At 74.0% G+C, this 21,508-nt stretch carries 18 protein-coding genes and 1 pseudogene; 10 read left to right on the top strand and 9 right to left on the bottom strand.

All coding sequences use genetic code 11. The features are described from left to right. The 3 genes and pseudogenes from ACFW48_RS22620 to ACFW48_RS22610 all read left to right on the top strand — a co-directional run. A pseudogene (locus ACFW48_RS22620) lies at positions 1 to 571 on the top strand (endonuclease); the annotation flags it as partial. A gap of 117 nt (positions 572 to 688) precedes the next feature. Continuing rightward, the gene (locus tag ACFW48_RS22615; protein WP_386317261.1) at positions 689 to 1,486 is read left to right on the top strand and encodes a TIGR04222 domain-containing membrane protein; all 798 of its coding nucleotides are present in this window, start codon (positions 689 to 691) and stop codon (positions 1,484 to 1,486) included. 115 nt (positions 1,487 to 1,601) lie between these two features. Further along, on the top strand, positions 1,602 to 3,230 hold the full coding sequence (locus ACFW48_RS22610; protein WP_386317259.1) for an alpha/beta hydrolase: 1,629 nt from the start codon (positions 1,602 to 1,604) through the stop codon (positions 3,228 to 3,230). Between the two features lie 107 nt (positions 3,231 to 3,337). Here the strand turns inward: ACFW48_RS22610 and hemQ are convergent, their stop codons facing one another. Then, positions 3,338 to 4,069: a hydrogen peroxide-dependent heme synthase gene (gene hemQ / locus ACFW48_RS22605; protein ID WP_386317257.1), complete on the bottom strand. Its 732-nt coding sequence runs from the start codon at positions 4,067 to 4,069 to the stop codon at positions 3,338 to 3,340. 4 nt (positions 4,070 to 4,073) lie between these two features. Continuing rightward, positions 4,074 to 5,552: a protoporphyrinogen oxidase gene (gene hemG, locus ACFW48_RS22600; protein WP_386317255.1), complete on the bottom strand. Its 1,479-nt coding sequence runs from the start codon at positions 5,550 to 5,552 to the stop codon at positions 4,074 to 4,076. A 188-nt stretch (positions 5,553 to 5,740) separates the two neighbouring features. Between hemG and ACFW48_RS22595 the strand changes: the two genes are divergently transcribed. Together ACFW48_RS22595 and ACFW48_RS22590 are read left to right on the top strand one after the other, a co-directional pair. Next, positions 5,741 to 6,712, top strand: a complete 972-nt coding sequence (locus tag ACFW48_RS22595) for a DUF4349 domain-containing protein (RefSeq protein WP_386317253.1) — start codon at positions 5,741 to 5,743, stop codon at positions 6,710 to 6,712. A 27-nt stretch (positions 6,713 to 6,739) separates the two neighbouring features. Next, complete coding sequence (locus ACFW48_RS22590) at positions 6,740 to 8,164, top strand: FAD-dependent oxidoreductase (RefSeq protein ID WP_386317251.1); 1,425 nt, start codon at positions 6,740 to 6,742, stop codon at positions 8,162 to 8,164. 69 nt (positions 8,165 to 8,233) lie between these two features. Here the strand turns inward: ACFW48_RS22590 and ACFW48_RS22585 are convergent, their stop codons facing one another. Beyond that, on the bottom strand, positions 8,234 to 8,599 hold the full coding sequence (locus ACFW48_RS22585; RefSeq protein ID WP_386317249.1) for a hypothetical protein: 366 nt from the start codon (positions 8,597 to 8,599) through the stop codon (positions 8,234 to 8,236). A gap of 134 nt (positions 8,600 to 8,733) precedes the next feature. Here ACFW48_RS22585 and ACFW48_RS22580 point away from each other — a divergent pair, with 134 nt between their 5' ends. Then, on the top strand, positions 8,734 to 9,552 hold the full coding sequence (locus ACFW48_RS22580) for a rhomboid family intramembrane serine protease (protein ID WP_386317246.1): 819 nt from the start codon (positions 8,734 to 8,736) through the stop codon (positions 9,550 to 9,552). 18 nt (positions 9,553 to 9,570) lie between these two features. Here the strand turns inward: ACFW48_RS22580 and ACFW48_RS22575 are convergent, their stop codons facing one another. Genes ACFW48_RS22575 through ACFW48_RS22555 form a run of 5 tightly spaced genes read right to left on the bottom strand, consistent with a single transcriptional unit; the run spans position 9,571 to position 14,947 of the window. Then, positions 9,571 to 10,776, bottom strand: coding sequence for an MFS transporter (locus ACFW48_RS22575; protein ID WP_386317243.1), 1,206 nt, complete (start codon positions 10,774 to 10,776; stop codon positions 9,571 to 9,573). Continuing rightward, positions 10,776 to 11,345, bottom strand: a complete 570-nt coding sequence (locus tag ACFW48_RS22570) for a GNAT family N-acetyltransferase (RefSeq protein ID WP_386317240.1) — start codon at positions 11,343 to 11,345, stop codon at positions 10,776 to 10,778. Before ACFW48_RS22570 ends, ACFW48_RS22575 begins: the two co-directional genes overlap by 1 nt. Continuing rightward, positions 11,338 to 12,546 (bottom strand): type III PLP-dependent enzyme, encoded by a 1,209-nt coding sequence (locus ACFW48_RS22565; protein ID WP_386317237.1) that lies wholly within the window; start codon positions 12,544 to 12,546, stop codon positions 11,338 to 11,340. The genes ACFW48_RS22570 and ACFW48_RS22565 overlap by 8 nt, the downstream gene beginning before the upstream one ends. An 8-nt stretch (positions 12,547 to 12,554) precedes the next feature. Next, positions 12,555 to 13,880: a DUF6271 family protein gene (locus ACFW48_RS22560; protein ID WP_386317234.1), complete on the bottom strand. Its 1,326-nt coding sequence runs from the start codon at positions 13,878 to 13,880 to the stop codon at positions 12,555 to 12,557. Next, entirely contained in the window at positions 13,862 to 14,947 is a 1,086-nt protein-coding gene (locus ACFW48_RS22555; RefSeq protein WP_386317232.1) for a phytanoyl-CoA dioxygenase family protein, read from the bottom strand. Before ACFW48_RS22555 ends, ACFW48_RS22560 begins: the two co-directional genes overlap by 19 nt. A gap of 446 nt (positions 14,948 to 15,393) precedes the next feature. Between ACFW48_RS22555 and ACFW48_RS22550 the strand changes: the two genes are divergently transcribed. Beyond that, positions 15,394 to 16,914, top strand: coding sequence for a glycoside hydrolase family 3 protein (locus ACFW48_RS22550; protein WP_386317229.1), 1,521 nt, complete (start codon positions 15,394 to 15,396; stop codon positions 16,912 to 16,914). A gap of 278 nt (positions 16,915 to 17,192) precedes the next feature. On the opposite strand, the gene hemE is transcribed toward ACFW48_RS22550, so the two are convergent. Continuing rightward, positions 17,193 to 18,260 carry a uroporphyrinogen decarboxylase gene (gene hemE / locus ACFW48_RS22545; protein WP_386317228.1) on the bottom strand — a complete coding sequence of 356 codons (1,068 nt, stop codon included), beginning with the start codon at positions 18,258 to 18,260 and terminating at the stop codon, positions 17,193 to 17,195. 150 nt (positions 18,261 to 18,410) lie between these two features. Here hemE and ACFW48_RS22540 point away from each other — a divergent pair, with 150 nt between their 5' ends. The 3 genes from ACFW48_RS22540 (at position 18,411) to ACFW48_RS22530 (ending at position 21,490) form a co-directional block, all read left to right on the top strand. After that, positions 18,411 to 19,088 carry a DUF3000 domain-containing protein gene (locus ACFW48_RS22540; protein ID WP_386317225.1) on the top strand — a complete coding sequence of 226 codons (678 nt, stop codon included), beginning with the start codon at positions 18,411 to 18,413 and terminating at the stop codon, positions 19,086 to 19,088. A gap of 291 nt (positions 19,089 to 19,379) precedes the next feature. Beyond that, the gene (locus ACFW48_RS22535) at positions 19,380 to 20,042 is read left to right on the top strand and encodes a response regulator transcription factor (protein WP_003972894.1); all 663 of its coding nucleotides are present in this window, start codon (positions 19,380 to 19,382) and stop codon (positions 20,040 to 20,042) included. A gap of 155 nt (positions 20,043 to 20,197) precedes the next feature. Continuing rightward, positions 20,198 to 21,490 (top strand): HRDC domain-containing protein, encoded by a 1,293-nt coding sequence (locus ACFW48_RS22530; protein ID WP_386317222.1) that lies wholly within the window; start codon positions 20,198 to 20,200, stop codon positions 21,488 to 21,490. The last annotated feature ends 18 nt before the right edge of the window (positions 21,491 to 21,508 follow it).

Raw genomic sequence — 21,508 nt, 5'->3', positions numbered from 1 at the left:
GAAGGGGCGGGCGGCGGGCACGGCGCTCGCCCCTTCGCCACGGCGGGCGGCGGGCACGGTGCTCGCCCCTTCGCCACGGCGGGCGGCGGGTACGGCGCCCACCGGAGGCGGGGCGGTGGCGTCGCGAGCCGCGCGTGACGGGTCCGGCGCCGGTGCCGCCGTACGGCAGCGGCTCGCCCTCGCGCAGGCCGCGCTGCTGTCCGCGCTGGTCGCCGGGACGCCCGTGCCCGAGGGGTTCGACCGGGTGCGGCTGGGGGTGCAGGCGCGGGCGCTCGCCGGGAAGCGGGCGGACGTGGTCGCGAAGGTCGCGCCCGAGCTGCCGGTGCTCCTCGGCGCGGGGTACCGGTCGGCCTTCCTCGCCTATGCCCAGAAGCGTCCGCTGACCGGTGGCCACCGGCGGGACGCCCTCGACTTCGTCGAGCACCTGATGCGGAACGGCCGTCCGCAGGATGCCGGTGTGCGGATCGAGTTGCGGGAGTGGTGGCTGGAGCGGTCGGGGCCGGTGCCGCGGTCGGAGCGTCCCGGGGTGCGGTGGGCCCGTGCGACCAGGCGTGTTCTGCTGCGCCGGTGATCCGGTGGCGGCTCCGTCGGGACATCACCAAACGGAACGTCACATACCCACAACACTGCGTCCCGAAATGTGAAAAGGGCATGGCGCCGGCGAAAGCCTTTGGCATAGAAGTACGGCATGTTCTGGGTCCTTCTCCTCCTGTCGGCCTGGGCCGTCGCCGGCCTGGCGTGCCTGCGGCTGTGTCTCGCCGCCGTGCGCGCGGCGGCCGTCGACGCGCACGCCGTCGGCCGTGAGCACGCGCTGACGCTGTACGAGGCGGCGTTCCTGTCCGGTGGCCCTCGCAGGGTCGCCGACCTGACGCTGGTCTCCATGGCGCGCCAGCGCCGGCTGCTGCTCGCGCACACCGGCTGGGCGACCGTCGTGGACCCGTGCGGGCGGGACGAGATGGAGCGGTCGGTCATAGGGGCGATAGGGCCCGGGGGCCAGTCCCGGATAGCGCCGGTACGGGCCACCGCGGCCACCGCGGACCCGGTGCGGAGCCTGGCCGACCGGCTGGTCGGCGCGGGCCTCGCCGTGCCGGACGGCAACCGCGGCGTCGCCGCCGGGGTCCGGCGGGTGCGGGTCGCCGCGGTGACCGTGTGCGCGCTGGGCTGCGCCGCCCTGGCGCTGCCCCTTCCCGCGGACCAGCCGCGCCTGCTGATCGCCCTGTGGTTCGCGCTGCCGCTCACGCTGACCCTGGGGTGCCTCGCCATCACGCGGATGGAGGTCCACCCGTACTCGCACTGGGCCTCCCCGGCCGGCCAGCGGCTGATCGGTGCCCTCGTCCGGCACGCCGACGGCTCGGCGGACGACCGTACGTACCTCACCTCGGTCGCCGTACGGGGCGTCCATGCGATCGGCGAACCGGACCTGCGCGCGGCCTTCGCCCACCGCGAGGAGTACGTCGCCGAGGACTACTGGGAGCGCCGGGCCTGACCCGCCGGGGGGCGTACGGAGGCACTCGGCGCCGACACCCGCGGGCGGTGCTTGCCCTGCCCGGCCGCCGCACCAAACATCCCTTGTGTCACACCGTGCACCGAAGGGATACGCGATGCGAGCTGCCGCCCTCTACTCGGCCGCCGGGTCCTTGCTGCTGACCACCCTCGCGGCCGCGCCGGCGGAGGGAACTCCGGGCGGGCCCGGGGACGCCGAGGCGCGCGGCACCGCCGTGGCCGCCGGGCGCGCGGCGGCGGCCGGCGTCGAGTTCGGCAGCTGCCCGGAGGCCGAGGACCTGCCGGGCGGCATGCGCTGCGGCACGGTCGCCGTGCCCCTGGACTACGCGCATCCCGACGGGAAGCAGATCCGGCTCACCGTCAGCCGGGTGCGGGCCACGCACAAGGACCCGGACAACAGCAAGCACAAGGTGCCCGGGCAGGGCGCCCTGCTCTACAACCCGGGCGGCCCGGGAGCCTCGGGGCTGTACTTCCCGCTGGTCGGCATGGTCCCCCAGTGGAAGCGGATCGCGGCGGCGTACGACCTCGTCGGGTACGCCCCGCGCGGGGTCGCGCCCTCCGCGCCGCTGTCCTGCCAGGACCCCGGGGACTTCTTCAAGGGCCCCCGGCCGGCGCCCACGCGGCCCTCGGACGCGTACAAGAAGGAGCGTGCCGCCGAGGCCGAGGCGTACGCGCGCGGCTGCGCCGAACGGGCCGGGGACGCGCTGCGGCACTACCACTCCCTCAACAACGCCCGTGACCTGGAGGTCGTACGGGCCGCGCTGGGCGAGAAGCGGCTCACGTTCATGGGCGCGTCGTACGGCACCTACCTGGGGGCGCTGTACGCCGAGCTGTTCCCGTCGCACGTGCGGCGGATGGTGTTCGACTCGGTGGTGAACCCGGACCCGGAGCGGGTCTGGTACCGCAACAACCTGGACCAGTCGGCGGCGTTCGAGGACCGCTGGACGGACTTCAAGGAGTGGATCGCCGAGCACGACGCCGTGTACGGGCTCGGTGCCACGCCGCGCGAGGTGCAGAACAGCTACGAGGAGGCGAGCGCGCGGCTCGCGGCGGAGCCCGCGGGCGGGACGGTGGGCCCCGCGCAGTTGCAAGGGGCGTTCCTGAAGGCCGGGTACTACGACGACTACTGGCCGCACCGTGCCGAGGCGCTGTCGGCCTACCTGAAGGGCGATCCGCGGCCGCTGATCGACCAGGCGGGGACGCGGACCGAGGAAGGGGCGGTCGGGGCGGAGAACTCCAACGCCGTGTACACGGCCGTCGAGTGCAACGACGCGTCCTGGCCGACCGACTTCGAGGTCTGGGACCGGGACAACACGCGGCTGGCGCGCCGGGCGCCGTTCGAGACGTGGGACAACGTGTGGACGAACCTGCCGTGCGCCTACTGGCAGGCGCCCCGGCAGCGCCCCCTCGACGTGCGCACCGGGCCGGGCGAGCTGCCGCCGACGCTGGTGCTGGCCGCCGAGCGGGACGCGGCCACTCCGTACGACGGCGCGCTGGAGCTGCACCGGCGGCTGCCGGGCTCGGTGCTGGTGACCGAGCGGGACGCGGGGACCCACGGCATCGCCGGCGGCCCGAACGCCTGCGTCAACGGCCACCTGGAGGCGTACCTGCTGGACGGCCGCCTCCCGGCGCGGGACGCGTCGTGCGCCCCGCGCCCGGAACCGGAGCCGAGGCCGGCGGCCGAGCCGGGACCGCAGCGGAAGCAGGCCGCGCCACCGGCGGCCTGATCAGGCGAGCCCCGCCACCAGCTCCGCGATGTCTGCGGCGCCCCGTGCCGCACCTCCCGGGGGACAACCCCCGGAGCCCCGGCCGACCCGACGGCAGCCTCCGCCGATCAGGCGAGCCCCGCCACCAGCTCCGCGATGTCCTTGCGGCGCCCCGTGTAGAACGGGACCTCCTCGCGGACGTGCATGCGGGCCTCGGAGGCGCGCAGGTGGCGCATGAGGTCGACGATGCGGTACAGCTCGTCGGCCTCGAAGGCGAGGATCCACTCGTAGTCGCCCAGCGAGAAGGAGGCGACCGTGTTGGCGCGCACGTCCGGGTAGCCGCGGGCCATCTTGCCGTGGTCGGCGAGCATGCGGCGGCGGTCCTCGTCGGGCAGCAGGTACCAGTCGTAGGAGCGCACGAACGGGTAGACGCTGATGTAGTCGCGGGGCGTCTCGTCGGCGAGGAACGCCGGGATGTGCGCGCGGTTGAACTCGGCGGGGCGGTGCAGCGCCATGTTCGACCAGACCGGCTCCAGCGCGCGGCCCAGCTTGGTGCGGCGGAAGAGGTTGTACGCCTCCTGGAGCTGGTCGGCGGTCTCGGCGTGCCACCAGATCATGAGGTCGGCGTCGGCGCGCAGACCGGACACGTCGTACGTGCCGCGGATCGTCACGTCCTTGGCGGCGAGCTGGTCGAACAGCTCCTGGACCTCGTCGGCGTAGCCGGCGCGGTTCTCGGGCAGCACGTCCTTGAGCTTGAAGACGGACCAGAGCGTGTAGCGGATGACCTCGTTGAGGTCCTTGGCCAGCTTGCCCTTGTTGGGGATCCGGTCGGCAGCGGGGGTGGAGGCGTCGTCACTCATGGCCCTATTCTCCCGCTCCGCCGTGCAGGCTCTGCACCGGGTGGGCGGTGAGCCGCTCCACACCGCGCAGGTCACCTCGTAGCTGGTCCACGGCCGCGTACGCGCTCGCGATGCTCGCGGGGATGCCGACGCCGTCGTACGCCGCGCCGCACACCGCGAGGCCCGGGAGCTTCGCGACGTGTTCGCGTACGCGGGCCACGCGCGCGTGGTGACCGACGGGGTACTGGGGCAGGCCGTCCTGCCAGCGGGTGACGCGGGTGGCGACGGGCTCGGCGGCCAGGCCGGTGGCCTCCTCGAGGTCGTGCCGGGAGACGGCGACCAGGCCGGCGTCGTCGCGGCCGAGGATCGCGGTCTCGCCGTACCGGCCGACGGAGGTGCGCAGGACGACCAGATCCGGGTCCTCGTCGGCGATCCAGCCCCACTTGCGGGAGGCGAAGGTGGACGCCTTGATGGTGTGCCCGTCGACCGGCGGCACGAGGAAGCCGCTGCCCTCGGGAAGCGCGGCCGTGTCGGAGCGGCGGTAGGCGAGGGAGATCAGGGCCATCGAGGCGTACTCCACCGCGGACAGCTCGGCCGCGGCGGCGGGCGCCTCGGCGCGCAGCAGCTCGGCGGCGGGACGGGCGGGGACGGCGACGACGACCGCGCCGGCGTGCAGCACCCGGTCGCCGGCGACGATCCGCCAGCCGCCCGGGGCCGTGCGGCGCAGCTCCGTCACCGGCGCCCGCGTGACGATCTCACCGCCCCGCGCGCGCACCGACTCCGCGACCGCGAGCGGGAGGGTGCCGATGCCGCCCTCGATGCCCATGAACACCGGGCCGCTCGGAGGGGAGGTGGCCGTCCGGCCCTGGAGGGCGCGCACCGCCTCGGTGAGGGAGGTGTGGGTGCGGGCGGCCTCGAAGAGCTGGGGCACGGCCGAGCGCAGGGAGATGCGGTAGGCGTCGCCGGCGTAGACGCCGCCGAGCAGTGGTTCGACGAGGCGGTCGACGACCTCGCGGCCGAGGCGCGCCGCCACGTACTCCCCCACCGCCACGTCGTCGCCGACCTCGGTGCGGGGCAGTGCGGCGTCGCGCTCGATGCGGGCGAGGCCCTCGTCGGAGAGGACACCGGTCAGGGCCGCGGCCGTGCCGGGGACGCCCATGACGTGGCCCTTGGGCATGGGGCGCAGGGCGCCGCGGGTCCACAGGGAGGCCGACGCGGTGGACGGCGGCTGGAGGCGGTCGGCGAGGCCGACCTCGCGGGCCAGGCCGACGGCCTCGGGGCGGCGGGCCAGCATCGACTCGGCGCCGAGGTCGACGCGTACTCCGGCGATCTCGCCGGGCAGCAGCTTGCCGCCGACGCGGTCGGAGGCCTCCAGCACGGTCACCCGTGCGCCGCGCTCCAGCAGCCGGTGGGCGGCGGCCAGTCCGGCGATTCCGGCTCCGATGACGACGACATGCCCCGTGTCCGCGGGAAACTCGCCCGCGGGGCTCTCGCTTGCGCACATGCCCCCAGCGTCTCAGACGGCACCGACACCGCCGCCGGGCCGGGTCACCGGCTGTGTCGTGCCACAGGGCTCCGAAGAGGTGCCGCGAGTCGAGACCGTGACCTCTTCGGAACCGTTCCGCGCCAACGTCCGTGCCCCTCCCCACGTCGAAGGAGCGTCAGTCGTCACGACCCCCGGGGGTACCCGCCATGCACGCACGACGATCAGCACCACGATCGGCACGACGTTCCGCACCGCCCGCCCACGCCCTCGCCGGCCTGCTGCTGGCCGCGGCCCTCGTCCTCACCGGATGCGGCGGGTCGGGCGACGACTCCGACTCGGCGGGCGGCGCCAAGGAGGCCGCGGCCCAGGGGGACTCGCGGGCGGACGGCCCGGCGGCCGAGGACCGGGCCGGTGCCGCGGGCGGCGAGACCGACGGCGCCAAGGCGACCGCGCCGCCGGCACCCGCCCCGGCCCACATCATCCGCACCGCCTCCCTGACCGTGCGGGTCGAGGACGCCCCCGAGGCCCTCGACGCGGCCCGCACCGCGACCGAGAACGCGGGCGGCTACGTCGGTGACGAGACCACCACCCGGGACGAGGAGGGCCACGAGCGGACCGAGGTCGTACTGCGCGTGCCCGTGGAACGCTACGAGGAAGTGCTCGACGAGTTGGAAGGCGCCGGCGAACTCCTCGAACGCAGCGCGAAGGCGGAGGACGTCACCGACCAGGTCGTGGACGTGGACAGCCGCGTCAAGTCGCAGCGCGCCAGCGTGGCCCGCGTCCGCGAGCTGATGGACCGGGCGACGAAACTGAGCGACGTGGTGACGCTGGAGGGCGAACTGAGCACCCGCCAGGCGGAACTGGAGGCGCTGCTCGCCCGGCAGGCGGCCCTGAAGGACCGCACGAGCCTGACCACCATCACCCTCTCCCTGTCCGAGACGCCGGTGGAGCGGGCGGCGGAGGACGACGACCCCGGGTTCACGGACGCGCTGGCAGGCGGCTGGGACGCGTTCGTGACGATGCTGCGCTGGCTGGCGGTGGCGCTCGGCGCGGCGCTGCCGTTCGCCGGAGTGGCGGCGCTGCTGGTGCTGCTGTGGCTGCGGCTGATACGGCCCCGGCTGCCGCGCCGCCCGGCACCGGTGACGGCACGCGGTGAGGAGCCCGGTGGGCAGGACTGAAATGCCCCGTCCCCGTAGCGTGTTCGCATGGGCATGAGCGCTGCGAGTGGCACGAACCGTACGAGCGGTACCGGACGGGCGAGGGAACGACTGGTCGTGGTCGGCGGTGACGCCGCGGGCATGTCCGCGGCGTCGCAGGCACGGCGGCTGAAGGGACCGGACGAGCTGGAGATCGTGGCGTTCGAACGCGGCCACTTCAGCTCGTTCTCGGCGTGCGGCATCCCGTACTGGGTCGGCGGTGACGTGACCGACCGGGACCGGCTGATCGCCCGGACGCCCGAGGAGCACCGCGCGCGCGGCATCGACCTGCGGATGCGCACCGAGGTCACGGAGATCGACGTCGCCGGCGGGCGGGTGCGCGCGCGTGACGTCGATTCGGGGGCGGAGTCCTGGACGTCGTACGACAAGCTCGTGATCGGGACCGGTGCCCGCCCGATCCGTCCGGAGCTGCCGGGCGTCGACGCGCCCGGCGTGCACGGGGTGCAGACGCTGGACGACGGGCAGGCGCTGCTCGACACGCTGGCACACACGCGCGGCCGCCGCGCGGTGGTCGTCGGCGCCGGGTACATCGGCGTGGAGATGGCCGAGGCGCTCATCAACCGCGGTTACGAGGTGACCGTCGTCAACCGCGGCCGGGAGCCGATGTCCACGCTCGATCCGGACATGGGCCGCATGGTGCACGAGGCCATGGAGGGCCTCGGCATCACCATGGTGAACGGCGCCGAGGTCACCAAGGTGCTCACCGGCGACGACGGCCGGGTGCGCGCGGTGGCCACCGAGGACGCCGAGTTCCCGGCGGACGTGGTGGTGCTCGGCATCGGCGTACGCCCCGAGACCTCGCTCGCCGAGGCCGCCGGGCTGCCGCTGGGTGTCCACGGCGGGCTGCTGACCGACCTGGGCATGCGGGTGCGCGGGCACGAGAACATCTGGGCGGGCGGCGACTGCGTGGAGGTGCTCGACCTGGTCTCCGGGCAGGAGCGGCACATCCCGCTGGGCACCCACGCCAACAAGCACGGGCAGGTCATCGGCACCAACGCGGGCGGCGGTTACGCCACCTTCCCGGGCGTGGTCGGCACGGCGGTCAGCAAGGTCTGCGACCTGGAGATCGCGCGGACCGGACTGCGCGAGAAGGACGCGCTGCGGGCGGGGCTGCGGTTCGTGACGGTCACCATCGAGTCCACCAGCCGCGCCGGCTACTACCCGGGCACCTCCCCCATGACGGTGAAGATGCTCGCCGAGCAGCGCACCGGACGGCTGCTCGGCGTCCAGATCGTCGGCCGCGAGGGCGCGGGCAAGCGGGTCGACATCGCCGCGGTGGCCCTCACGACCGGGATGACGGTGGAGCGGATGACGGCCCTGGACCTGGGCTACGCGCCGCCCTTCTCACCGGTGTGGGATCCGGTACTGGTGGCCGCCAGGAAGGCGGCGCGGGCGGTGGAGCGGCAGGCCTGAGCAGACCCCCGGCCTGAGCGGACCCCGGGCCTCGGAAGGCCCGCCACGCCCCGCCCGCCGCACCGCCCGCTACGCCGTACCGTTGATCCGGTCGATGGCCTGCCGTGCCTGCTCGGCAGGGGGCCGCGACGGCAGGGACGACACCGACGCCGGGGTGGTCACGCGTGCCGGGGTGGTGGCCGCGGGCCCCGGAGCGCTCACCGCGGGCGGCTGCTCACCGGCCGGCTTGGCGTGCGCCGCGCCCCGCGCGGAGCGCAGCCGGTGGCTCACCGCCTCGTCCAGTGTCACCGGCCGCTGCATCTGCGCGGCCAGCCGCCCGGCCTCCTGACCGAGCCGGGCGACGTCCTCCCACGGCAGGCGCAGCACGAGGGCGACCTCGGCCTCGCCGTCGGGCAGGGCGTGCATCGCCGGAGCCGGTGTGACCCGTTCGTTCATCGCCTGTTCCTCACGTCGTCCCCGCGTCCCGCCTTCCCCGGGCCGCGGGCGGTTGAGAGGACATACGCGGACACGGGCGCGGGCGTTCAGGGGACGTACCGATTCACCGTCCGGCAGGCGGGCAGTAGTGTCTCGTGGTCATCCCCGTCCATGACGTGAACCCCGCGCGCCGTACCCCCTGGGTGACGTACGCCCTGATCCTCGCGAACGTCCTGGTCTTCCTGTTCACCCCCGGTACGGCCGGTTCCGTGACGGGCGAGGGCAGTCTCGCCCAGCTGTGCCGCCTCGAGGCCTTCCTCGACCGGTACGCGGCGGTTCCGCGGGAGTTGCTCCACCACCGGTTGCCGGGGCTGGTGCCGACGGGCGACACCGGGGTCGGCCCGCAGGGGCCGGGCTGCGTGGTCGGGCCGCCGGACTACGAGAAGTCCCCCGAGCTGAGCGTCCTGACGGCGATGTTCCTGCACGGCGGCTGGCTGCACCTGCTGGGCAACACGCTCTTCCTCTGGATCTTCGGCAACAATGTCGAGGACCGACTGGGCCACGTGCGCTACCTGCTCTTCTACGGCGTCTGCGGCTACGCGGCGACCTATGGCTTCGCCCTCCTCAACTCCGGCTCGGGCGCCCCGCTGATCGGCGCGTCGGGCGCGATCGCCGGGGTGCTCGGCGCCTATCTGGTGCTGTATCCGAAGGCCCGCGTCTGGGTCCTCGTCCCCTTCCTCGTCTTCCTGCCGCTGCGCCTGCCGGCCTGGATCGTGCTGGGTTCCTGGTTCGGGCTCCAGGCGGTCTACTCGTCCGGCGGGGCCGTCTCCGAGGCGGGCACCGTGGCGTACGTGGCCCATGTCGTCGGCTTCGTCGTCGGCATGGTGATCACCTGGCCGCTGCGACGCGGCACCCCGCCCCCGCCCGAACCGCGCGGGCTGCTGTTCGGGCGGCGGGCGCGGCCGGGGTGGTGACCACCGTCGGTGCCGCCATCAGGCGTGGGAGGGCTCTCCCGTGACCATGGGCTCCGGGGTCCAGCGGATGCGGGTGCTGCACAGCGACACGGCGACCGCCGACGCGGCGACGGCGCCCATGCCCCACGCCAGGTTGCTCGCGCCCGCGATGAAACCGATGAGCGGCGGGCCGGCCAGCAGACCGGTGGTTCCCATGGCGGCGACCAGGGTCAGCGCGTCCGAGCCCTGCCGCGCGGCGGCGGCGTAGACGCAGGGGGTCACGGCCGCGATGCCCAGACCCATGCACGCGAAGCCGGCGAGGGCGGGTGCGACGCCGCCGCTGACCAGGGCGACGGCGAGGCCGGCACCCGCCACCGCGCTGCCCAGGAGGACGACCCGGCCGTCTCCCCAGCGGGCCCGCCAGCCGTCGGCGAAGAGGCGGGCGACGACCATCATTCCCGAGACGACGGCGATGCCCAGGGGGGCGAGTTCCGCCGACGCCTCGGCGACGTCCTCCAGGTAGAGGGCGGACCAGTCGTTCATGGCGCCCTCGGCGACCGTGCCGAAGACCATGGCACAGCACATCCACAGGGTCAGGCGGGAGGGGACGGTCCAGCGGCGGCCCGGCTGCTTCTCCGCCCGCTCGGCGGGAGCGGTGGTGTCGGCGGGTGCCTCGTCGTCGAGCAGTCCCGTCCGCGCGGACGCCCCCAGTACCACGAGGAGGGCGGCGGCCACCCCGAAGTGCGCTCCGACCGACCCGGTCGCGGCGGTCATACCGGAGGCGAGCAGCGCCGCGAGCAGCGACCCGACGCTGAACGTCGCGTGCAGCCTCGCCATGGTGTTGCGCTCGTGCCGTGTCTCCAGGGCCGCGCCCTGCGCGTTCATGGCCACGTTCAGACAGCCCACGAGGACGCCGTCGACGCACATCACCAGCAGGGCCACCGGGTAGTTCGGGGCCGCCGCCAGGGCGAGCAGCAGCAGGGCGAGGCCGAGCTGGGACAGCAGGGCGAGCCGCCGCGAGCCCAGGCGTCGCATCAGCCACGCCACCATGGGGAAGGAGACCGCGGCGCCGACCCCCGCGGCCATCAGGAGCACTCCCACCTCGGCCGCGGTCAGGTCCAGGCCGGACTTGACGGCCGGGATCCGCGCGGCCCAGGTGGCGTACTGGAAGCCGAGGGACAGGAACAGCGCGGCGATCGCCAACTGGCCGCGGAGGAAGGGGTCGTGGAGACGGGACACGCGCATCAGCTCACTTCGCGCAGGGGCGGGGACTGGGACGGGAACGGGAACGGGCGTCCGGCCCGGTCGGTCGCCGGTACCGGCCTGGACATGTAGACGGCGTCCGCGCCGTAGTCGCCGACGGCCACCACTCCGGGTTGGGGTACGAAGCCGCGCGCCGACCAGAACCGCTCGGTGCCGCCGACGGCGACCAGGGAGATCCGCTCGTCCCCGCGCGTGCGGGCGGTGCCGGTGAGGTGGTGCAGGAGGTGCCGCGCCAGCCCTCTGCGGCGCAGGCCGGGCGCCACGACGATGTCGTGCAGATGGAGGTTCCCGGGCGGGAAGGCGGTCGCGGTCTCCTCCGCCCGCTCCAGGTCCGGGTAGCGGTGGAAGGGGTAGGGCAGGGCCAGCGCGTAGCCGGCCGTGCGGGAGCCGACGTCCAGGACGAAGCACGTGTCCGGCGACGCCGCCGCCCGGGACTGCAGCGCCGCCCGGCCCTCCGACAGGCCCAGTCCGCTGTAGGCGTCCCGTTCCAGCGCCACGACGGCGTCCCAGTCCCCGTCGGCGATACGGCGTACGCGCACGGCGTCATCCATCGGCGGCGCCCCCGTCCGGGCGGCCCGCCCAGGCGTACGGGAGCGGGGCGAAGCCGTTGAAGCCCAGGGTGGTGTAGCTGGTCGCGTAGGCGCCGCTGGACAGCACCCAGACCGGGTCGCCCGAGGCCAGCGCCTCGGGTACCGGGACCAGTGCCTCCTCGTGGGAGTAGGCGTCGTCGCTGTCGCAGGTGGGTCCGGCGACGACGGCCGCCACCCGCGGTCCGTCCGTGTGGCCCGGGAAGACCAGCCGGTACTGGAGCGCGTCCATCTCGTACAGGCCGTTGAACTTGCCGCAGCTCAGGTACAGCCAGTACTGCCGCTCGCCGCCCGCCCCGCGGCGCTCGGTGAGGCGGGCGACGTGCGCGCGGATCGCCCCGTGGTCGGCGACCAGGTGCCGTCCGGGTTCGATGACGAAGTCCAGGGGGCCGCCGTGGATCCGGCGCAGTTCGTCCGTCCCTTCCCGGATCACCGCGAAGATCTTGTCCAGCGGTGGGTCGAGGGGCGTGCCGTGCCGGTCGCGGTAACCGAGCGCGGGCAGGCCGCCGCCGAGATTGACGTGGTCGACGCGGATGCCGCGCCGGCCCAGGGCGCGCAGGGTGTCGCCCAGGTCCTCCAGGGCGGTGTGCCACGCCTCGCCCGTCATCTGCTGCGAGCCGACGTGCACGGACAGTCCCGCCGGGACCAGCCCCGCGTCCCGGGCCCGCTCCATGACGTGGACGGCGTCGCCGGGTGAGCACCCGAACTTGTGGCTCAGTCCCCATACGGCGCCCGCTCCGCCGGTCGCCACCCGGCAGAAGACGCGGGCGCCGGGGGCGCGGACGGCCAGGGCGGCCACGTCCTGGAGGCTGTCGGTCGCGAAGGTGCGGATGCCGAGCCGGTGGGCGTCGGTGATGTGCCGGTCGGACTTGACGGTGTTGCCGTAATGCACGCGCGCGGCCGGCACCCCGGCCCGCAGCGCCTGTTCCACCTCGCCGGGGCTCGCCGCGTCGACACCGGCGCCCCTGCGTGCCAGGGCACCGAGGACCTCGTCGACCGGGCAGGCCTTCATGGCGAACCGCACCTGTACGCCGGGCAGTTCGCGGCGCAGGGTGTCGTAGCGCTGCTCGATGCCGGCGAGGTCGTAGACGATCCGGTCGTCGGTCGCGGCGGCGAGGGCGGCGGCCAGGGGCCCGCTGAGACCCGCGCTGATCTCCGTGCGCATCGCCGCGCTCACCCCGTCCGCCCGGGCGGGAGAGCGAGAGGCGTGGCCTTGGCCGCGCCGACCAGGCCCTCCCACGCCTCCGTCAGCAGCGCGAAGTCCGTCATGTCGCCGCGCGCCTCGTCGAGGAGGCGCGCGCGCCGGGTGGCGAGGAGGTCGGCGAAGTCGGCGTACCGGCCGCCGAGGCGCCGGTAGGCGGTGTCGAGGGTGTCGAGCCGGCGGACGTTCTCCGCCGGGTCCAGGCCGGTGCTCCGGCGGGCCAGGGCGGCGACGGCGGCGGGGCGGACCCGGCCGTGCCGGTCCAGCAGCGTGTCGCCCGCCTCGGCCATGCGGTCGTAGACGAAGTGGAAGTGGAGCATCGACAGGAGGAACTTGGCGAAGCGGGTCTGGTAGGCGAGGAAGCCGGGTCCGGTCCTGCGTTCGCCCGTGTGGTAGTTGACGATGTTCCGGTTGTGCAGCACGCCGGGCAGACCGGCGTCGTGCACGAGGTGGATGAGGAAGTAGTCGCTGCCGATGGTGTCCCGGGCGGGCGGCAACGGCACCCGTTCGCTGACGCTGTCGCCGTGGAAGGCGATGTTGCACATGTCCACCCGCATGGGGTCGACCAGCGTCAGCAGCGAGTGGTCGGCCGCGAAGGGGGCGGTGCCCGCGCCGCGGAAGGACTCCTCGACCAGCTCCCGCTTCTGCTCGGCGGACCAGTGTCCGGGCGCCCAGAGGGAGACGACGTCGTGGTAGACGCCGGGGTCGGCGTCGCGGATCCGCGCTACGTCCACGGAGAGTTCGCCCACGAAGGAGCCGCCCACCATGGCGACCCGCCGGTCCGCCAGGGCCGCCGGCAGGGTCGACTCGGTGACGACGGGGGCGGCGTCCGCGGCGCGTCTGCCGATCGACAGCAGCTCGTGGTGGACGGGGAAGACGGTACGGCCGTCCACGCTCTGGTACCGGCTGTCCGAGTCCCTGCGGTGGACGGACTCGCAGCCGAGCGCCGCCGCGATCAGGAAGGCGCGGTTGGTGCAGGCGCCGTAGGACAGGCCGTCCGGGAGCATCAGGTCGAGGAGCAGGTCGGGCTTGGCGCTGCCGGAGTGTGCCGTCACCCGTTCCAGGAAGTCGCGCTGGGCGGCCTCGTCGAGGTGGTGCGCCGTGATCCGGGGGTGCGCGGGCAGGCGCCGTACGGCCTCGGCGTGGGCGGCGTGGACCGGGGGCGGGCAGGAGTCGAGGACCAGCAGGTGGACATCGATGTCGAAGTGGTCGGCGGCGTAGGCCGCTTCCTCACCGAGGGCGGCGATGGCGTCCGGGCAGGGCCGGTTGGTGGGAAGGGTCAGGCAGATGCTGCGCATGCGGCTTCCCCGGTGGCCTCGTCGGTCGCCTCGGTGCTGTCGGCGTCGGTGTCCGCGTGCCAGGACTTCAGGCCCAGCAGCCTGGCGCCGAGTTCGTTCAGCTCGGCGGGTCCGTAGCGCTCGGACTCGTGCCGGTGGGCGTCGCCGAGGAGCGTGGCGTTCCAGTCGGGGGTGGCGAGGGTGCGCCAGGAGTCGACGCGGGAGTCGCGCAGTGTCCGGTGGGTCTCCAGCGCGGGCATCATCGACAGGTACTGGACGGCGCGCACGCCCTCGCCGGAGACATTGGGTGCCACGCCGTGGGCCAGCAGTCCGTTCCAGATGAGCAGGTCGCCGGCTTCCAGGTCGGGCCGTACGACGGGCATGTCCTCGCGGTCGATCGCGGGGCGGATCGGGTCGCGGTCGTCGGGCTGGAGGGCCTTCCAGCGGTCGAAGCGCCGGAACAGGTCGGGGCAGCACTGGAAGCCGCCGTGGTCCGGCTTGGTGTCGTTGAGGGCGATGATGCCCTGGACCCGCTGGGGGAGGACGCCGAGGGAGGTGTCGACGTCCCAGTGCAGTTCGATGTCGAAGCCGCGGTCCGGCTTGTCGATGAGGGCGCGGTCGCGGTTGCCGGTGTTGGGCGGGTTGAGGTTGAGCCGGTCGAGGGTGACCCACAGCTCCTCGCAGTCCCATACGTCGACGAAGGCGTCGTAGACGCGCCGGGTCTGGCGGCTGTCCCAGATGAGCTGGTGGTGGTACGCCTCGACGAAGCCGTAGATGTGCAGTTCCCGGTCGAGGTCGGAGCGGTACCGACGGTCCCGGTACCAGGTGTCGGGGCGGTCCGGGTCGAGTCCCTGGAACTCCCAGGCGAAGTCGAGCAGTCGACGGGCGGAGGGGGCCGGTATCGCCTCTTTCACCACTACGTATCCGTAGGTCTGCCAGTGGGCGAAGTCCTCCTCGGACAGCACCCGCAGCGGACGTGTCTTGCGCAGGTCGCGCAGCTGGGTGCGGGCCAGGTAGGTGTCGGCGTCCGCGCTGAAGTAGGGGAGGTCCGACGGGGCTCGGTGGAGGTAGGAATCGGGCGTCGCCATGTGGTGCTCCAGATCCTCGCCGTCACCTCGTGCGGGCAACGGCGGTGTGCGCGACGGAGGTCGGGCCGTCGCACATGAGGTCGGTGGGGGCGGCTGGGGCCCGCTCGCGCTCGTGGGCGGAGCGGGGCGACGGGGGCGGCTCGGTGGGACGGGGCTCTCCCTGGTCAGGGGATCGCCCGGTCCGCGCCCCCGTCCGGAATGGTCGTCTCGTCCGGGGTGGTCGTCACGGAAGCGGAAGTCGTCCGGCGTGAGAACGGGGCGTCCCATGCGCCCCTCGCCGAACTTGCGTCTCACAATGGACTAGACCAAGGAAAGGTGTCAACACCCGTATCCACGGGCCCAGTTGTTACTTCCGAGTTCGAGAGCACCCCCTTGACACGCCTGGTTAACCTGAGCGCGCACCCACTTGGTCTATACCAAGAGCCACCACCTGAAAGGCGCGATCGATGGCCTCCAGCAAGCACAGCGGCGAGTTGCGCCGGCTCGCGCTCTCCGTCCTGCAACCGGGTTTCGTGGGCACCGAGGCACCCGACTGGGTCCTGCGCGACATCGGGGACGGACTGGCCTCCGTCGTACTCTTCTCCCGCAATATCGTCTCCGTCGAGCAGGTCGCCCGGCTCACCGCGCGACTGCGCGCGGAGAACCCGGAGTTGATCGTCGCCATCGACGAGGAAGCGGGCGACGTCACGCGCATCGAGTCCGCGACCGGGTCGACCCGGCCCGGCAACTTCGCCCTCGGCACCGTCGACGACGCGGAGCTGACCGAGGCCGTCGCCGCCGACCTGGGCCGTCAGTTGCGCTCCGCCGGGGTGAGCCTCGACTACGCGCCGAGCGCGGACGTCAACTCCAACCCCGACAACCCGATCATCGGCGTACGTTCCTTCGGCACCGACCCGGTCGTGGTGTCCCGGCACACCGCCGCGTGGATCCGGGGGCTCCAGTCGTCCGGCGTCGCCGCCTGCGCCAAGCACTTCCCCGGTCACGGGGACGTCGCCGTCGACTCCCACCACGACCTGCCGGCCTACGGTGCCGGGCGGGACGAGATCGCCGCCCAGGCCCTGCCCCCGTTCCGGGCCGCCGTGGCCGCGGGCGTCCGCGCGGTCATGAGCGGCCACCTGCTGGTGCCGGCCTACGACCCCGACCTGCCCGCCACGCTCAGCCGCCGCATCCTCCAGGGCCTGCTCCGCGACGAGCTGGGCTTCGACGGCCTGATCGTCAGCGACGCCATCGAGATGGGCGCCGTCACGGCCCGCCACGGCATCGACGGGGCCACGGTGAAGGCCGTCGCCGCCGGGGTGGACGCCGTCTGCGTCGGCGGCGAGAGCGCCGAGGAGGCCACGGTCGACCTGCTGGTCAAGGGGCTGGTCACCGCGGTGACCGCCGGCGAGCTGCCGGCGGAACGGCTGGCCGAGGCGGCGGACCGGGTAAGGGAGTTCGCCGACTGGTCGGCCGGGCTGCGGACGGCCGGGTCCGCCGGGGAGGCGGCCGGGGACGGTATCGGTCACCTCGCCGCACGCCGCGCCGTCCGGGTCGCCGGGGCCGCGCGGGACGCCCTGCCGCTGACCGCCGCGCCGCACGTGGTCGAGCTGGCCCCGGTCACCAACATGGCCATCGGCCGGGAGACCCCGTGGGGCGTCGCGGACCCGCTGCGCGAGCGGCTGCCGGGCACGACCTCCGTGCGGGTGCGCGGCGAGGAACTGGAGGAGGGGACGGTCGCGTTGGAGAGCTGCGCCCTCGAACCGGCCGCGGGACGCCCCCTGGTGATCGTCGCCCGCGACGCGGCCCGGCACGCCTGGATGGACCGCGCCGTCACCGGCCTCACCACCGCCCGCCCGGACGCGATCGTGGTGGAGATGGGCCTGCCGGGTGCCGGCACCGCCGGCGCGGTCCAGATCTTCACCCACGGCGCGAGCGCCGCCTCCGGGACGGCCGCGGTGGAGGTCCTCACCGGCACGCCCTCGCGCTGAGCCGCGCCGCCGCCGGGAGGAGGCGCCGCCGCGCGGCCCGGCGAGCCCCTGAGACCGGCGCCGGGTGCCGTCGAGGTGGCGCTCCTTGCAGCGGGGCGCCGGGAGGGAGCAGGTCGTGGCGCCGCCGCGGACGGCGCTGAAGGCCGTCCCGCACCGGGGTCGTGCACAACCGGTGCGGCGGCGAACTGCCGGCCGAGGCGGGCAGTACGCCGCCTACGCCCTCGGCGTGGTGCCCCGACACCTCGGTGGCCCGCACGGCCCCCGGGCGCCGGAGGTGGTCAGCGCGCGGTCTGGGTGTGCACGTACTCCACGAGCCGGGTCAGCGCGTCCGGGTCGGTGTCGGGCAGGACGCCGTGGCCGAGGTTGAAGACGTGGCCCTCCAGGTCCGCCGCGGCGTCCAGGATCTCGCGCGTCTTGGTCTCGACGGCCTGGGAGGTGGAGAAGAGGAGCGCCGGGTCCAGGTTGCCCTGGAGCGCCTTGCCGGGTCCGACGCGGCGGGCGGCCTCGTCCATCGGGACGCGCCAGTCGACGCCCACGACGTCCGCGCCGGCCTCGCCCATGAGCCCGAGGAGTTCACCGGTGCCGACGCCGAAGTGGATGCGCGGCACGCCGTACCCGGCGACGGCCTCGAAGACCTTGCTGGAGGCGGGCATCACCGAGCGGCGGTAGTCCGCGGGGGACAGCGCCCCGACCCAGGAGTCGAAGAGCTGGACGGCGCTCGCGCCCGCCTCGATCTGCACCTTGAGGAAGGCGGCGGTGATGTCGGCGAGCCGGTCCAGGAGGTCGGCCCACAGCTGCGGGTCGCCGTACATGAGCGCCTTGGTGTGCTCGTGGTTGCGGGACGGGCCGCCCTCCACGAGGTAGCTCGCGAGGGTGAACGGCGCGCCCGCGAAGCCGATCAGCGGGGTGGCGCCGAGCTCCTGGGTGAGCAGGCCGAACGCCTCGGTGACGTAGGAGACGTCCTCGGGGGTGAGGTCGCGCAGCTGTGCCAGGTCCGCGCGGGTGCGGATCGGGTTCTCGACGACCGGGCCGACGCCCGGCTTGATGTCGAGGTCGATACCGATGGCCTTGAGCGGGACCACGATGTCGCTGAAGTAGATGGCCGCGTCCACGCCGTGCCGGCGCACCGGCTGGAGGGTGATCTCCGTGACCAGTTCCGGCCGCATGCAGGACTCGAGCATCGGGATGCCCTCGCGCACCTTGCGGTACTCCGGCAGCGAGCGCCCGGCCTGCCGCATGAACCACACGGGAGTGTGCGGCACCGGCTCACGCCTGCACGCCTTGAGGAAAGCGGAGTCGTACGTGGCGGTCGGCTGCTTGCCCGCGGGGCTCTGGTTGGCACTCACACCGGCAAGTCTCGCATGTCGCCGCGGCAGCGCCCGACCTCGGGTGGGGCGGCTCCCGCGCACCCCGCGGGACCGCGTGATCCGGACATCGCGTCCGCACGCGGGTGTCCCTCCCTGCGCCGAGGCGCCGTTCCCCTTAATCTTCCCCGCATGGCTGCGGCTCAGGGACGACTGTCGGACGGCGCTGGCGGAATGGACGAACCGAAGGGTACCGAGGAGGAGGCCCGGCATACGGGGAGTACGGCACCGCCGGCCTTCGCGGCGGCCGTCGAGGCGCTCAGGGCCGCGCGGCTGCGGCCGCAGATCGAGGTGGAGGCGGTGCCCCCGCCGAAGCGGCTCGCCCCGTACGCGTACGCCCTGGAGGCCGCGGTCGTCGACGGGGACGACGACCTGGCGGACGGGCGGCTGGTGCTGCTGCACGACCCGGCCGGGCACGACGCCTGGCACGGCTCCTTCCGGCTGGTGACGCTGGTGCGGGCTGAACTGGAGGCGGAGATGGCCGCCGACCCGCTGTTGCCGGACGTGTGCTGGTCCTGGCTCACCGGCGCGCTCCAGGCGCGCGGGCTGACGTACGGGGAGCCCAGTGGCACGGTCACACGGGCGAGCTCCCACTACTTCGGGGGCCTCTCGGCGCGCCCGTCCGCCTCGCAGATCGAGATCCGGGCGTCCTGGACGCCGCGCGAGGGGCTGGGCGGCGTCCCGGACACCGCGGCGCACCTCGCCTCGTGGTGCGATCTGCTGGCGCAGGTCGCGGGCCTGCCGCCGGCCGCGCCGGGCGACGCGTCGATCGTGACGCTGCCGCAGCGGCGCGGACCGCAGTCGCGCTGAGCCCCGACCCCTTGTCGCTTTCTCTGCCACTGGCGCCCGTCCGGCCCAGGAAACGTTCCGTCACTTTGTCGACACGGCCACTTTCGGCCCCGTATCGACAAAGTACGAAACCGTTCGATCTTCGAATGATCGACCGCGTGTCCGAATTGCTCGGATTGTTACTCACCAGATCGTGATCATTCTCTAAAGGCGGACGGCTTCGGTGCCGAAGACGACTGTGACCTTGAAAGCACGGTTCGTCCCGGCTTCACCCCCCACGAGCCGGCCCCGTCCCGCACCCCAGGAGGCCTGGTGTCCGTTCTCCTCGAGCAGCCTGCAAGCCTGGTCGCCTACCGCCCGAACAAGCCGACCGCCATGGTGGTCGTGGCCGACCCGCGCGTTCGTTCCACCGTCACCCGCCATCTGTGGGCGCTCGGTGTGCGCGACGTCATCGAGGCCTCGTCCGTCGCGGAGGCTCGTCCCCGCATCGGCAACCCCCGCGACATCTGTGTCGCAGACGTCCATCTCCCCGACGGCTCCGGCCTGACCCTGCTGTCGGAGACCCGTGCCGCGGGCTGGCCCAACGGCCTCGCCCTGTCCGCCGCCGACGACATCGGCGCCGTACGCAACGCCCTCGCCGGCGGCGTCAAGGGCTACGTCGTCACCGGCACCCGCACCAACGTCGGGCTCCCCACCCGGCCGGGCGCCGCCCCCATCGGCGCCGCCGCCGCCCGCCTGCACCGCCGCCCCCCGGGCGCCCCGAGCCACCCGGGCGGTTACCGCGAGCTCTCCGGCCGCGAGGTGGAGGTGCTGAGACTGGTCGCGGAAGGCCAGTCGAACAAGGCGATCGGCGTCTCGATGGGCCTGTCCGCCCTGACCGTCAAGAGCCACCTGGCCCGCATCGCCCGCAAGCTCGGCACCGGCGACCGCGCCGGAATGGTCGCCGTGGCCCTGCGGACCGGCATCATCCACTGACCGCCGCCGATCCCGCCCGCTCCCCCACCCTCCCCGCCTCCCTCGCCTCCCCCGCAGCCGATCTTTCACCGACCTGACTGGTTTACGACCCCCCGGCGCCCGCCGACGGAACGTTCCGTCGGCGGGCGCCGTCGATCCACCGATACCCTTGACAGGTGACCGACGCCCACGAAACCGCAGCAGACCCTTCACTGCGAACCACCGGAGGCGCCCCTCCGGACGACGCCGGATCTTCTGCGAGTCAGGCGCCGACCCCCTTGCTCGAACCACGCGAGGGCATTCCGCAGGTGATCGCCGACGCGGCCGCCCTCGCCGAGGTGACCGCCGCCTTCGCCGCCGGCCGCGGCCCCGTCGCCGTCGACGCCGAGCGCGCCTCCGGCTACCGATACGGGCAGCGCGCGTATCTGGTGCAGCTGCGCCGCGAGGGCGCCGGGAGCGCGCTGATCGACCCGGTGGCCTGTCCCGACCTGTCGGGGCTGGGCGCGGCGCTCTGTGACGTGGAGTGGGTGCTGCACGCGGCCACCCAGGACCTGCCGTGCCTGCGCGAAATAGGGATGGTGCCCACCCGCATCTTCGACACCGAGCTGGCGGGCCGGCTCGCCGGGTTCCCGAGGGTCGGCCTCGGCGCGATGGTCGAGAACGTGCTGGGCTTCGTCCTGGAGAAGGGCCACTCGGCCGTCGACTGGTCCACCCGCCCGCTGCCCGAACCGTGGCTGCGCTACGCCGCGCTCGACGTAGAGCTGCTCGTCGACCTGCGCGACGCGCTGGAGAAGGAGCTGGACCGGCAGGGCAAGCTGGAGTGGGCCCGGCAGGAGTTCGACGCGATCGCCTCCGCCCCACCGCCCGAGCCCCGCAAGGACCCGTGGCGCCGTACGTCCGGCATGCACAAGGTGCGCCGGCGCCGGCAGCTCGCCGTCGTGCGGGAGCTGTGGCAGACCCGGGACCGCATCGCGCAGCGCCGCGACGTCTCCCCCGGCAAGGTGCTCGGGGACGCGGCCATCGTCGAGGCGGCGCTCGCGCTCCCGGTCAACGCGCACGCGCTGGCCGCGCTGAACGGGTTCGGACGGGTCAACCGCCGGCAGCTGGAGCAGTGGCAGGTGGCGGTCGACCGGGCCCGGGGCCTGTCCGAGTCGCAGCTGCCGCAGCCCGGCCAGCCGGTGACCGGTCCCCCGCCGCCGCGGGCGTGGGCCGACAAGGACCCCGCCGCCGCGGCCCGGCTCACCGCCGCGCGGGCGGCGGTGACGGCGCTGGCCGAGCGGCTGAACATGCCGCAGGAGAACCTGATCACGCCGGACACGGTGCGCCGGGTCTGCTGGGAGCCGCCGGCACCGGTCGACCCGGAGTCCGTGGGCGCGGCCCTCGCCGGACACGGGGCCCGGCCCTGGCAGGTGGAGCAGGTGACACCCGCGCTGGTGACGGCGCTGACGCAGAGCGAGTCGCAGAGCTGAGCCGAGCGTTTCGTAGGA

The organism is Streptomyces sp. NPDC058812 (genome assembly GCF_042744565.1).
Lineage (GTDB): Bacteria > Actinomycetota > Actinomycetes > Streptomycetales > Streptomycetaceae > Streptomyces > Streptomyces thinghirensis.
The sequence above is the reverse complement of the archived record's forward strand: the minus strand, read 5'-3'. Positions and strand labels throughout refer to the sequence as shown.